The organism is Endozoicomonas sp. NE40 (assembly GCF_040549045.1).
Taxonomy (GTDB): domain Bacteria; phylum Pseudomonadota; class Gammaproteobacteria; order Pseudomonadales; family Endozoicomonadaceae; genus Endozoicomonas_A; species Endozoicomonas_A lisbonensis.
In genome coordinates, this window is record NZ_JBEWTB010000002.1 from 3,613,132 (window position 1) to 3,626,036 (window position 12,905).

At 50.7% G+C, this 12,905-nt stretch carries 11 protein-coding genes; 3 read left to right on the forward strand and 8 right to left on the reverse strand.

The genetic code is table 11. The features are described from left to right. Positions 1-26 precede the first annotated feature (26 nt). Positions 27-476, reverse strand: coding sequence for a DUF1249 domain-containing protein (locus tag V5J35_RS17145; RefSeq protein ID WP_354008317.1), 450 nt, complete (start codon positions 474-476; stop codon positions 27-29). Positions 477-828: 352 nt separating this feature from the next. Between V5J35_RS17145 and V5J35_RS17150 the strand changes: the two genes are divergently transcribed. Beyond that, positions 829-2,235, forward strand: coding sequence for a TolC family outer membrane protein (locus V5J35_RS17150; protein ID WP_354008318.1), 1,407 nt, complete (start codon positions 829-831; stop codon positions 2,233-2,235). Positions 2,236-2,324: 89 nt separating this feature from the next. Here V5J35_RS17150 and V5J35_RS17155 read toward each other — a convergent pair whose 3' ends face one another. Further along, complete coding sequence (locus V5J35_RS17155; RefSeq protein ID WP_354008319.1) at positions 2,325-3,779, reverse strand: oligopeptide:H+ symporter; 1,455 nt, start codon at positions 3,777-3,779, stop codon at positions 2,325-2,327. Between the two features lie 354 nt (positions 3,780-4,133). Between V5J35_RS17155 and fabV the strand changes: the two genes are divergently transcribed. Then, entirely contained in the window at positions 4,134-5,336 is a 1,203-nt protein-coding gene (gene fabV / locus V5J35_RS17160) for an enoyl-ACP reductase FabV (RefSeq protein ID WP_354008320.1), read from the forward strand. A 171-nt stretch (positions 5,337-5,507) separates the two neighbouring features. Beyond that, positions 5,508-6,392 carry a hypothetical protein gene (locus tag V5J35_RS17165; protein ID WP_354008321.1) on the forward strand — a complete coding sequence of 295 codons (885 nt, stop codon included), beginning with the start codon at positions 5,508-5,510 and terminating at the stop codon, positions 6,390-6,392. Between the two features lie 80 nt (positions 6,393-6,472). On the opposite strand, the gene V5J35_RS17170 is transcribed toward V5J35_RS17165, so the two are convergent. From V5J35_RS17170 to rsxA, 6 genes are read right to left on the reverse strand one after another with little or no spacing between them, the layout of a single operon-like run. Next, positions 6,473-7,186, reverse strand: coding sequence for an electron transport complex subunit E (locus V5J35_RS17170; protein ID WP_354008322.1), 714 nt, complete (start codon positions 7,184-7,186; stop codon positions 6,473-6,475). Then, on the reverse strand, positions 7,179-7,874 hold the full coding sequence (rsxG, locus tag V5J35_RS17175) for an electron transport complex subunit RsxG (protein ID WP_354008323.1): 696 nt from the start codon (positions 7,872-7,874) through the stop codon (positions 7,179-7,181). Before rsxG ends, V5J35_RS17170 begins: the two co-directional genes overlap by 8 nt. Positions 7,875-7,879: 5 nt before the next feature. Continuing rightward, the gene (gene rsxD / locus V5J35_RS17180; protein WP_354008324.1) at positions 7,880-8,935 is read right to left on the reverse strand and encodes an electron transport complex subunit RsxD; all 1,056 of its coding nucleotides are present in this window, start codon (positions 8,933-8,935) and stop codon (positions 7,880-7,882) included. Positions 8,936-8,995: 60 nt separating this feature from the next. Then, positions 8,996-11,443 (reverse strand): electron transport complex subunit RsxC, encoded by a 2,448-nt coding sequence (gene rsxC / locus V5J35_RS17185; RefSeq protein WP_354016457.1) that lies wholly within the window; start codon positions 11,441-11,443, stop codon positions 8,996-8,998. Further along, positions 11,440-12,045: an electron transport complex subunit RsxB gene (gene rsxB, locus V5J35_RS17190; protein ID WP_354008326.1), complete on the reverse strand. Its 606-nt coding sequence runs from the start codon at positions 12,043-12,045 to the stop codon at positions 11,440-11,442. Before rsxB ends, rsxC begins: the two co-directional genes overlap by 4 nt. A 19-nt stretch (positions 12,046-12,064) precedes the next feature. Further along, on the reverse strand, positions 12,065-12,649 hold the full coding sequence (gene rsxA, locus V5J35_RS17195; protein WP_354008327.1) for an electron transport complex subunit RsxA: 585 nt from the start codon (positions 12,647-12,649) through the stop codon (positions 12,065-12,067). Positions 12,650-12,905 lie beyond the last annotated feature (256 nt).

The window sequence follows — 12,905 nt, forward strand, 5'->3', positions numbered from 1 at the left end:
TCAGTGAGCGTGAAACAGACCACGGATCAAACGATTCCGTAATGAACATGACCACCGCTGAAACAGAAGTTCAACCAGTCTGACAGAAAAAGATTCAGCTGTTCTTTTTCATCGGGCAGCAGCATTTTGTCATTGGGGTAGGTGTAGACAGGTTCAAAATAACGAATTTTTTGTACGCTGGTCACTTCTGCCATGGCGGCATCGTGATAAAGGCGAACCTGCATGGTCGGCAGGGCTAACCACTGGCTCCAGTCTGCTTCGAACGTGATGCGAAGCGTTGTCGTATACCGGGCGCGGTTCTGTACATGAAAATGCATCTTTCCCTGATGTACAGAGTGACTGACCAGTAATGTGTATTCATCCTGCTGGTCCAGGTTGGGCAACAGCTTCAGCAGTTTGTGATAGTTGCTTTCACAAATGCAGTGTTGCCGGATCAGGTTGACCTTATAAGAAGGTTTGTTCAGGGATCGGTTCATAACCCCAAGAATAGTCGAACCTGGGTTCTGGCTCTATGACGCAGAAATCCTGCCAACTTTGTTCTTACATCTTTTTCTGATCATTATTGCTAACGATGAAATGGAGTAGAGTACCCACGCTGTTGATTTCAAATAAGGGTTATTTAGGAAGTGTCGTTTATTAGGCAGGCTGAAATTATTTTTATAATAAACTGCATTAGCAGCCAATGTGTTTACCTCGAAGTATCCTGATGAATGCTCTTAAAGCGAGGTAAAATACTGTAAATTGCCAGAATTTAACTTGAGCATCTGATCCACACCATCCATTATATGCCTGCTCTCGGCCCCACATTTATTCAAGGAATTGGAGACAATGCCCAAACTTTCCCCTAATGGTTTTCTGCTGGCGGCCCTGGCTGGCGCCATTTTGAATGTTCAGGCCGCAGAAACCGAATACAACTTGCTGGATGTCTATAACCTGGCACAAAAAAACGATGCTCAGCTGGCTGCTGCTCACTATGATATGCAGGCAATACAGGAGCAGAAAACCCAGAGTCGTGCCACTCTGCTGCCCAGTCTGACTCTGTCGGCTAACACCCAGTACACTCAGGGCAACTCTGAAGTCAGTGGTGGTAAAGATCTGGAAAACAATGGCAACAGCCATGGCTGGGGTGCGACCCTGAATCAGCCATTGTTCCGTATGGCAAACTGGTACGGTTATGATCAGGCGAAAAGCATCAGCGCGCAGGCTGAGCTGCGTTTTTCTGCCGAAGAGCAGTCGCTGATTCTGCGAACTTCTGAAGCGTATTTTAATGTTCTGCGTGCTGAGGACAGCCTGATTTCTGCCAAGGCGGAAGAAAAAGCGGTTAAACAGCAGCTGGATCAGGCACGTGAGCGCTACAATGTGGGTCTGATTGCTGAAACTGATGTGCTGGAAGCTCAGGCTGGCTATGATGCAGCACGTGTTGCCCGTATTCTGGGAGAGAATCAGGTGAGTGTCAGCTATGAAGCGCTGCGCACCATCACCAACCACGACATCACCCAGATCGGCTCTTTGCAAAAAGCCATGCCGGTTAACCATCCGGTACCAGCCAGTGCTGACGACTGGGTAAACAGCGCGGTGTCGGGGAACCTGAGCCTTCAGGTCGCCCGTGAAGGTCTGGAAGCTTCTCAAAAGAACATCAAGGTTCAGAAAGCTGGTCATGCTCCAACTGTTGATGCATTTGCCCGCTACAACTACAACTCTGATCATCTTTCTAAGAATCGACCGGGGGAACACGGCGGTTTAACTACAGGTAAGGGAGACTCCACAGTTGTAGGCCTTCAGTTCAACATGGAACTGTTTGGTGGCGGTGCAACCTCTTCCAGAGTTCGTCAGGCCACTTACCAGATGGAATCTGTCCAGCAGAATTTCGACAAAAGCCTGCGTGAAACCAGCTCCAGCACCCGCAACCTGTTCCGTACTGTGAACTCCGATGTGGATCGTGTAGACGCTCGCTGTCAGGGTATTGTTTCCTCTGAAAGTGCGTTGAATGCGGTTCAGAGTGGTTATGAAGTGGGTACACGTAACATTACTGACGTACTGGATGCACAGAAAAATCTGTTCAGTGCCGAACGTGACTACCTGAATGCCCGTTACGATTACATCGTCAACACCATGAGACTGAAACAGGTAGCAGGTACTCTCAGCCCAACCGATCTGCAGGAGCTGAACCAGTGGATCGTTAGTGGCGGAACGACTGAAGATATGTCGATTCCAGCTCAGTGTCGTGCCAACTAAACCGTTGAGCTGACAGACCTGTTTGTTTATTGATAAGCCCTCTTAACGAGGGCTTATTTCATTGTGAATCGCCACCGGACCAGTTCTTACTATTCAGAAGACATCAGTCTGTTCAGCCAGGGGGCCGTCATGAACATCATCAGGGCAACGATGGCAACCACTATTCCCATGGTTTCAAAGAATTTGCTGTAGACCGGCAGAGTACCCAGTGCAGTTGTCGCTTCATCTGTTTCAACGGCAGTGAAACCTGCTACATAGCCCGCTATGACAGAAGCGGCTGAAGATGTCAGGAACCAGACTCCCATTATCAGGCCGTGTATACGCTGTGGAACCAGCTGCGCAACCATGGCAAGTCCGAGGCCACTGATCAGCAGTTCACCCAGAGCCTGGGCCAGATAAACAACCACAATCCAGGCAGGAGCGACCAGTCCCACATCACTGGCAAACCGGGCCGCCAGAGGAATCACTAAAAAGCTTACAGACGTTAATGCCATGCCAGCAGCAAATTTGACCGGCATACTTATGGTTTTGCCGATTGCACTATTGCGGTTATAGAAGTAAGCCAACACCGGGCTGGCGACCATGATCCAGAGTGGATTCAGGGATTGAAACGATACAGGGTTGATTGTAAAACCAAAGATCACGTTCTCAACATTATTAATGGCGAAGAAGTTCAGGGAGGTGGGCATCTGGTAGTACATTACCCAGAAAATGATGGCTTCCAGCATCAGTACAAGAGCAACGATCATCTTGCTACGCTCAACACCGCCAGAAGCCAGAATTTCCTTGATGAAGGCCAGCATGACGACGCCCCCCACTACTGCCAGCAGAACATTGGCAATCATAAGGTGTTTCAGGATAAAAGCACTGACAAGACAGGTAGTGACTATGCCAGTAAATACCATCGTCAGCTTTCGGAAAGACACCGGCCTGAAATCAGGTTCTGAACCATAATCCGCTATCCAGTGACGAACCATAAAGAAGTTGGCCAGAGCCACGAGCATACCCGCCACGCTGACCATGAAGGCGACTCCCCAGCCAAAATAATCGGCTACATAAGGGACGCCCAGTATTGAAATAAACGAGCCAATGTTGATGGCCATGTAATACATGGTGAAAGCACCATCCAGGCGGTTGTCCCCCTCTTGATAACACTTAGCCAGTAGGCTGGAAGGATTCGCCTTGAACAGGCCATTACCAGCGGCAACCGTACCGAGAGCCAGGTAAACCATCTCGATGTTCTTCCCGGCGACAGCCATAATGAAATAGCCGACCATTAGCACCACAGCTCCGATAACAATGGTTCGTTTGGTGCCAAGAACCTTGTCTCCGAGAAAACCACCAATGGATACCAGTCCATACATCAGAGCGTTGAAGGCACCAAAAATAATAAACGTTTGAAACTCCGGAACACCCAGTTCACGAACCAGATAAACGGTCAGAATTGCCTGAAGTCCATAGAAGCCAAAACGTTCCCATAGCTCAAGAGAGAAGATCAGATAAAACGCTCTGGGCTGCTTCAGTACGTTGAGAGTTTGTGACATCGGTGGTCTGCGATAGTTAATGGCTGCTTTCCCGGGGGCCTGTCTGAAATTCCAGAGCTGGCTAACTCCTCAAGACAAATCGTAGAGATAAATCGTCAGGAAGCTGACTTTCAAAGTGGCATAGAATGATGAAAATGCCAGCCTGCTAATGGTCAGCTTAATGAAATAAGCAAAAGCACCTGACGCTCATTTTTACAGGGAGTTACTCTATCTCACTATGCCTCACGCTCTCAGGCTTTCTGCCGCCTGGTCTTTAGGGTACTCTTGCCTGCACTGATTCTGATTCCAGTTAACCCGTTCCGTTTGTGGAGCACTGGCTACAATAAAGGCCGGACTGTCTACCAGGGAAAACGTATGATTATCAAACCAAAGATTCGCGGCTTTATCTGCACAACCACGCATCCAGCGGGTTGTGAGAAAAATGTACGAGACCAGATTAAGTTCGTTAAATCCCAGCCAGCCCTTGAAGAGGGGCCAAAGCGTGTGCTGGTGGTCGGCTCTTCCAGTGGTTACGGTCTGGCTTCCCGTATTTCTGCAGCCTTTGGCAGTGACGCAGCCACCATCGGCGTATTCTTTGAAAAGCCGGGAACCGAGCGCAAGCCGGGTACGGCGGGCTGGTATAACTCTGCCGCTTTTGAAAAAGTGGCTCATGAAGCCGGTCTCTACGCTAAAAGCATTAATGGCGATGCGTTTTCCCACGCCGCTAAACAGAAGGCCATTGACCTGATCAAAGAAGATCTGGGACAGATTGATATGGTCGTTTACTCGCTGGCCTCTCCGGTCCGCAAGCTGCCCGACAGCGGAGAAGTGATTCGTTCTGCCCTGAAACCAATGGGGCAGACTTACACGGCCACCGCAGTCGATACCAACAAGGACACACTGTTCGAAGCCAGTGTTGAACCTGCGACCGAACAGGAAGTAAAAGACACAGTAACGGTTATGGGCGGAGAAGACTGGGAACTGTGGATAAATGTCCTGGCGGAAGCTGGCGTTCTGGCTGAAGGTTGCCGAACCGTGGCTTACAGTTACATCGGTACCGAGATTACCTGGCCAATTTACTGGCACGGTGCGCTGGGTCAGGCGAAGATGGATCTGGATCGTGCAGCGAACGCCCTGAACGACAAGCTGGCTGCGATTAACGGTGGTGCTAATGTTGCGGTTCTGAAGAGTGTTATCACTCAGGCATCTTCTGCCATTCCGGTGATGCCTCTGTACATTGCCATGGTGTTCAAGAAGATGCGTGAAGAAGGCGTGCATGAAGGTTGTATCGAACAGGTATGGCGCATGATGTCTGACCGTCTGTATCGTGCCGATGGCAAAGTACCGACGGATGAAGAAAATCGCCTGCGTCTGGATGACTGGGAACTGCGCGAAGATATTCAGCAGCACTGCAAAGACCTGTGGCCACAGCTGACCAATGAGAACCTGTCTGAGCTGACCGACTATCTGCAGTACAAGGAAGAGTTCCTGAGTTTGTTTGGTTTTGGTCTGGAAGGCATTGATTATGAAGCGGATGTGAATCCGGCTGTTGAGTTTAATGTGATGACTCTTGAATGACAGTATTAGCCTGAAGTGTTAATTTGAAGCCCCTGCCCGGGGCTTCTTCAGTTGAAAACCATTAAAACCATCAAACTAAGATAAATCGTTTACTATTTTAAGCGGCGGCATTTTCATCCGCTGAGTTTTTAGCTACTGTTAATTAAAAAATAATAAACCAAAGGATCTAATATGTTCTTTAAATGGCTGCTAGCAACAGTAGTGTTGATCGTGAGCATTAATGGTCGGGCGGAAACCAGTTGTAATGTTGAACCTGGTATTTATGTTTCCAGCGCTGATGGACGCATGCCTGAAAACGCAGATCTGTTATTTAATCCTCAGAATTACAGCGACGACCTGCTACTGGATTTGAAAGGTAGGTTGATGCTTACTGTTGATGAGAAAAAGCAAATGTCGATGGCAGGTTTTGTACAGAAAAGGGCTGCTCTTCTCTACAAACTGCCAATTATTGGAAGGTTTGCCGCTTATCCTGAAATCGAAAAGGTTGAGTTTTCACAGTTGCAGTCTGTTTGTACTGGCAATCTGGTCGTGCTTAGCTGGTTGGGTGGTGAGGGAGAAAATCGCTTCTCATTCAGCGGTATACTGCAGGTTTTTTTTGATAATAGAACAAACTCAGTATTTTCAACGTTACCCAGCCTGTTTAACTTCAGTGTTCTTTTCGGCTCTGGAGAAGTAAGTAAACAACTGCACTTAAAAAAGTTAGACATACCCTTTGAAGCTGATTTACCAGAGCCAGATGAATGTTTAATTCCCGATGGAGTTTATGAAGGAATGCAGAGCAGTGATTTAATCGAGATTGAGATTGATAACAGTAATATAGACCTGACATTGCAAAAACAGGGTGTTATTTATAATGATCCTCCGGTAGTTCCGAAACGTGTTTTGTATGATTGTCAGGGAACACGTCTGGTTGTTATTTATATGAATAATGAAGACAGGAACATGGTCTTTGCCGGAGAGTGGGACGGGAACAAAAAAATTATAGAAAGTATGCAGCGTATCGAAACATTGGTTAAAGGGCAAAGCCTTAACGTGACTTTAACGCCAGCGCAATAGTGGGATGAGTATTAATTGTTCAGTTACTTTATATTCAGCCCATGCCTATACAAGGGCTGAATATAAACAGTTCGTGTTTATTAATTGATATTCCCCGTCACCCGTACACGACGACTTCCACTTTCTTTCAGCGGTTCACTTGCCCTGCGCCTGTCTTCCAGCTGTTTATCGATCACGTTTTTAAAAGCAATCAAAAAGCCCATAAAAACAAAGGCTCCCGGCGGCAGAATGGCAAACAGGAATTGCTTGTAGTTGGGGAAAACAACCAGTGTCCAGTTTTCAGCGACAGGGCCAAACAGCAGGTCCATGCCCGAGAACAGGGTTCCCTGACCCATCAGCTCACGCATGGCACCCAGCAATACCAGAACCGCTGCAAAGCCGGTACCCATCATCAAACCATCAAGGGCGGCAGGCAGTACAGGGTTTTTAGAAGCGTAGGCATCGGCGCGGCCAAGGATAATACAGTTGGTCACGATCAGCGGAATAAAAATACCCAGAATGCGATACAGCTCGTAGGTGTAAGCCTGCATCAGCAGTTCTATACAGGTCGTCAGCGAGGCAATGACCATCACAAACACAGGCAGACGAATAGCGTCGGTGACCTGATGACGAATCAGGGACACGACAATGTTCGACCCCATCACTACCATCATGGTGGCAAGACCCAGTCCAAGGGCATTCACCACACTGTTTGAAACGCCCAGCAACGGGCAGAGACCCAGCAACTGTACCAGTGCCGGGTTGTTTTTCCACAGACCATTCAGAGCAATTCTGGATGCAGAATCATTAGCCATTGTCTTGCTCCTCTTTAGCATCCTGACTGTCTTGCATTGCCTGAGCACCCTGTTTGAACAAAGCTTCTTTATGCCCGGCAAAATAGTTCAATGTGCGATAGACCGATGCCACCACTGCGCGTGGTGTCACGGTTGCCCCGGCAAACTGGTCAAAGTCTCCGCCGTCCTTGCGGACCGCCCAGCGGGCGGGTTTGGGGTTATCCAGAGATTTACCGGTAAAACCCAGAATCCAGTCGGTGACATTGGTATTGATTTTATCGCCCAGTCCCGGTGTTTCCTTGTGGTTAACTGCCCTTACGCCTGCCAGAGTACCATCGGCATAAATGCCGACCAGCAGCTCAATACGGCCGGAATAACCGTCCGGAGCCGTAGCAGGAAGAATCACCGCAACAGGCTGGTTGCCACGAAAGGCGACATAGGCTTTCTTTTCGGTGGCATTGGCCAGCAACGGTTCCGGCTTTAGGCTGATGCGGGTATCCAGCAGAGAGTTGTCGTGGGTGTTCAGTGGCAGAATCTCTGTCAGAGCCCGGGCCTCAAACGCACGAATCTGATCGGCAATACGATCTTCGGTGAACACATAGGTGCTGGAGATCAGTCCGACGGTTAAAATGGCAAACAGCCCCAGTCCAAGACTGTTGCGGGCAATGCTTTTTACCAGTGTCTGTTTTGTAGATGTAGCTTTACTCATAACCATCAATCCGTCTTAGGCAGTCCCTTGTTAGCCTTTTTATGACCGTAGGTACGAGGCTGGGTGTAATAATCAATGGTGGGCGCAGCCATATTCATCAGCAGTGTGGCAAAGGCGACACCGTCAGGATATCCACCCCAGACACGAATCACATAAGCCAGTACACCAATCAGTGCGCCAAAGATCAGCCGGCCTTTCGTGCTGGTGGCACTGCTCACCGGGTCGGTAATAATAAAGAATGCGCCCAGCATGGTGGCACCACTGAACAGATGGAACAGTGGTGAACCATTGCTGCCGGAACCAATGCCGCCCCAGAACAGGGTCGCCATAACGGTCATGGCTGCCAGCATGCCCACAGGGGCATGCCAGGTGAAGACTTTCTTATACAGCAGGAACAGCCCGCCCAGCAGGTAGGCCATGTTCACCCATAGCCAGCCTTTGCCGGCAATGGTTCCCAAAGCATCATTTGTTTCACGCAGCTCTGCCATGGTCAGGGTGCTGTTTTCACGCACAATGTCCAGCGGCGTCGCCATACTGATGGCGTCCAGCTGAACACCCTGTCCGAAGATCGGGAAAATCGTGTTAAAGGCATCGGCAAAGCTGCCAACATAGCCTTCCAGACCGTTGGGTGCCAGCCACTGGGTCATCTCCTGTGGAAAGGAAATCAACAGCAGCACGTAACCGAGCATGGCAGGATTGAACGGGTTGTTACCCAGTCCGCCGTACAGTTGCTTGCCAATAATAATGGCAAAGGATACGCCGGTCAGGGTCAGCCACCAGGGCGCAAAGGGCGGCAGGGCCAGTGCCATCAGAACCGCAGTAACGATGGCGCTGCCGTCGGACAGGAAAAAGCCCGGAGGACGATTTCGCATCTTCAGAATCAGCGCTTCCGCCCCCAGTGCGATCAGGGAACACCAGACCAGATTGATCAATGCACCCCAGCCAAAGAACCAGGTCTGTGCCAGAATGCCGGGAATCGCTGCCATCAGAAGCAGCTTCATTACTTGCTGTGTGCTGTTCGGGCCACGAGCATGTGGGGATGTCTGTCGAACCAGAGTCATCTTGTTTACCAGATAGTAAGCGGGCTGTGGGTGAGCCAGACTCAACCCACGACAGCCGTTTTATACATGTGCTTCAAGCGCTTTCTGAGCGGCTTCTGCTTTCTTTTGAGCAGCATTTAAAGCCGCTTCCAGCTCGGGCGTAACAGAATCAGCCTGATCCATTGCCCGTTGTGCTTTTTTCAGGGCGGCTTTTGCCATGGCGCTTTCGATTTTCAGCTTTTTGGCTTCATCCGTCTGTGCCGGTTTTACCGCTTTGGGTTTGTCAGTCTGACTTGCGAGTTGGGTAGAAGGCTGAGTAGAAGGCTGTGCAGCAGAAGCCTGAATAAGCTGTTCCAGTTTCGCACGACATTCGTCAACGGTTTCCTGAAGCGCCCGGGTTTCAGCGCTGTTTTCTTCCAGCGCTTTTGCCAGAGCACGTTCAGCTTTCTTCAGGGCAGCCTTTGCCATTGCCTGCTCAATCTTCAGCTTTTTGTCTTCAGCAGACGGTGCCGGTTTAGCCGCCGGTGCCGTGGCTGAACTTAACCGGGCAGCAAGCTTGTCGGCTTTCGCCTTACATTCGTCGACTGTCGCCTGTAAAGCCTGTGGGTCACCTTCACCGCTTTCCTGAGCCTGAACCAGTGCTCGTTCGGCTTTCTTCAGTGCCGCCTTAGCCATGGCATGTTCAACCTTAAGTTTCTTCTCGTCGGCAGAAACGGCGGGTTTAGCTGTTGGCGGGGCAGACATGACAGCATCAAACTGCTTTTGCAGTTTGTCGGCCTGAGCCTGAAGCATTTCCACGTTGGCTTTCAGCTTGCTGGTATCTCCTTCACCGGTTGCTTCAGCCTTGCTCAACGCCCGCTGTGTTTTCTTCAGTTGGGCATTGGCCATGGACAGGTCAATTTTCAGTTTCTTCTGTTCAGGAGTAAGCTCTTGCTTACCGGCTGTTCCGGCAGAGCCAGCAGCTTTCTTCGCTTTGGCGCGTTCGATGGCCGCTTTTACCGGATCGGTTTCTTCACTGGCGGCAGGTGTTTCTCCGGCTGCTTTTTTTGCTTTCAGCAGGGCTGCTTTTTCAGCATTTGCCTTGCGTCGTGCTTCTTTCTCTGCCTTTTCACGCTCCAGACGATTCTGGCGGTTTTCATAACGGACTTTCGAACGTTCTGATTTAGCGTGTTTTGCTTCAAGGTTGCGGATTTCACCTTTGGACGCCCGGTAGTATTGCACCAGTGGAATACTGCTTGGGCATACGTAAGAGCAGGCACCGCATTCGATACAGTCAAACAGGTTGTGGTGTTTCAGCTGTTCGTGGTGTTCTGCTTTGGCGTGCCAGTACAACTGCTGTGGCAGCAGGGACGCCGGGCAGGCTTCTGCACACATGCCACAGCGAATACAGGCCTGGGCAGGCGGTGCTGATGGGAACTCTATATCGCTGCCAGCAATGATACAGTTGCTGGTTTTAACCACGGGTACTCCAGCATCGTCCATAGTGAAGCCCATCATCGGGCCACCCATGATCAGGGTATGCAATCGTTCCTGCTTAAGGCCTGTCGTCTGGAGCAGATTCTGAACCGGTGTTCCCAGCAGAACTTCCAGATTCTGCGGCGTATGCAATGCTTCGCCGGTCAGGGTGGTGATTCGGGAAATCAGTGGACGACCATGGACAACCGCATCCTCAATAGCCGCCGCCGTCCCCACGTTTTGTACGACAATACCCAGATCCGCAGGCAGTTTGCCGGAAGGGACTTCCTGCCCGGTCAGAATCTGTATCAGCTGTTTCTCGCCACCGGACGGGTAGCGGGTCGGGAATACCACGACTCTGATGCTGTGACCATTGCGTCGTGCCAGAGCCGTTCTCATGGCGTGAATCGCTTCCGGCTTGTTGTCTTCAATACCAATCAGACAGCGTTCGGTCTTCAACAGGTACATCAGAATTTCAGCACCGGCAATAATCTGTTCGGCCCGTTCCCGCATCAGCATATCGTCAGCGGTAATGTAAGGCTCACACTCGGTACCGTTAAGAATCAGGGTATGAACCGGATTTTTCGGAGCCAGTTTGATCGCCGATGGAAAACCTGCGCCTCCCATGCCAGCAATACCGGCATTGCGAATTACTTCAACCAGCTGCGCCGGTTCTGTCTGACGATAGTCTTCGACCGGGCTCAGTTCACACCAGCGGTCTTCACCATCGCTGTCTATAACAATACAGTTGTCGTGCATTCCGGAAGGGTGAGGAATGGCATGAGGCTCAATCGCTTTGATGGTTCCGGAGGTGGGCGCGTGTAAGGGCACACTGACAAAACCGGTTGCCCTGGCGATCAGCTGGCCTTTCAGCACTTTGTCGCCTGTCTGAACCACCGGTTCTGCAGGCGAACCCGCATGTTGCGACAACGGTAAGACCAGACGTTCAGGCAGCGGCGCACTCTTAATAGGCAGGCCGGTAGACTGGTGTTTGTTCTCTGGTGGATGCACGCCACCGGTCAGTGGCCAGACTCTGGCATTAACTTCTTTCAGGTCGATCAGCGATGCGTTCATACAGTCTGCCCTCGCTGGTCTGTAGCAATCAGGTTTACGTCAGAGAGCCCGGTAAAGGCCGGAGACTGTTCCGGCAGTTCCCAGCGCCAGGTTTTTGTGGTCACTTCAATAGGGCGCATTTCTATACAGTTAACAGGGCAGGGTTCGACACACAGGTCACAACCGGTGCATTCATCACTCAAAATAGTGTGCATCTGCTTGGCAGCCCCCAGAATGGCATCCACAGGACAGGCCTGCAGACACTTGGTGCAGCCAATGCATTCTGCTTCACGAATAAATGCGACACTGACAGGCTTTTCGACACCGCTTTCTGCATCAAGGGGTTCAGCCTCAACGTCCAGCAAATCGGCCAGGGCGTTGATGGTCGCCTGTCCACCGGGAGGGCAGCGGTTAATGGCTTCCCCGTTGGCAATGGCTTCCGCGTAAGGGCGGCAGCCGGGGTGGCCGCACTGTCCACACTGGGTCTGGGGCAGCAGTTCGTTGATCTGGTCAACAATTGGATTGCCTTCCACTTTAAACCGCACACTGGCAAAGCCCAGTATCGCACCGAAGATCAGTGCCAGGGCCAGCAGGGCGATAATGGCATAAACAATAATTTCCATGTTGGCGTCGAGTTCTCCCTTACAGCCTGATCAAACCGGTAAAGCCCATGAAAGCCAGCGACATCAGGCCGGCGCTGATCATACCGATAGCGGCTCCCCGAAAAGGTGCAGGTACATCGGCAGCGGCAATGCGTTCGCGCATGGCAGAAAACAGCACCAGTACCAGCGAAAAGCCCACGGCTGCTCCAAAACCATAAGTGGCAGAGTCCACCAGAGAGCTGTTCATACGGTTGCTGTTCAACAGCGCTACACCCAGAACGGCACAGTTGCTGGTGATCAGGGGCAGAAAGACACCCAGCACCCGGTGCAGCAGGGGGCTGACTTTACGTACCACCATTTCCGTAAACTGCACAACGACGGCGATCACCAGAATAAAGGAGATCGTCTTCAGAAATTCCAGACCCAGCGGAATCAGCAGGTACTCATAAGTCAGGTAACTGCAGATCGAAGCCAGGGTCAGTACAAACGTGGTCGCCAGGGACATGCCCATGGCGGACTCCAGCTTATTGGAGACCCCCATAAACGGACACAGTCCCAGAAACTGTACCAGTACAAAGTTGTTGACCAGTATGGCGCTGACAAGAATCAGCACCAGTTCACTCATTTGATCCATTGTTCATTCAGTCCATAGCGGCGTTTTCAAAATAGCCGCTCTACGAGTTTCCAGATACCGGCAGGGGTGGCATCAGGCCGGAGTATATATTCTTGCAACAGGCAATCAAATTGACCGGGTAGACTCAAAATGAATAACCATAAACCCGCTTTGAAGTGATGCCACTCTCTACTGCTGCCGACACTGCATTTGGCGCTAAATACCTTTAAAACGTAGGGTTTTTGTCCGGATTTTCCGGATTTCGCCC

Coding starts and splice junctions, on each gene's coding strand:
- V5J35_RS17145 (WP_354008317.1), bottom strand. CDS start 476: ATGAACCGATCCCTGAACAAACCTTCTTATAAGGTCAACCTGATCCGG.
- rsxG (WP_354008323.1), bottom strand. CDS start 7,874: ATGAGTAAAGCTACATCTACAAAACAGACACTGGTAAAAAGCATTGCC.
- rsxB (WP_354008326.1), bottom strand. CDS start 12,045: ATGGAAATTATTGTTTATGCCATTATCGCCCTGCTGGCCCTGGCACTG.
- V5J35_RS17150 (WP_354008318.1), top strand. CDS start 829: ATGCCCAAACTTTCCCCTAATGGTTTTCTGCTGGCGGCCCTGGCTGGC.
- V5J35_RS17155 (WP_354008319.1), bottom strand. CDS start 3,779: ATGTCACAAACTCTCAACGTACTGAAGCAGCCCAGAGCGTTTTATCTG.
- V5J35_RS17170 (WP_354008322.1), bottom strand. CDS start 7,186: ATGGCTAATGATTCTGCATCCAGAATTGCTCTGAATGGTCTGTGGAAA.
- V5J35_RS17165 (WP_354008321.1), top strand. CDS start 5,508: ATGTTCTTTAAATGGCTGCTAGCAACAGTAGTGTTGATCGTGAGCATT.
- rsxA (WP_354008327.1), bottom strand. CDS start 12,649: ATGAGTGAACTGGTGCTGATTCTTGTCAGCGCCATACTGGTCAACAAC.
- rsxC (WP_354016457.1), bottom strand. CDS start 11,443: ATGAACGCATCGCTGATCGACCTGAAAGAAGTTAATGCCAGAGTCTGG.
- rsxD (WP_354008324.1), bottom strand. CDS start 8,935: ATGACTCTGGTTCGACAGACATCCCCACATGCTCGTGGCCCGAACAGC.
- fabV (WP_354008320.1), top strand. CDS start 4,134: ATGATTATCAAACCAAAGATTCGCGGCTTTATCTGCACAACCACGCAT.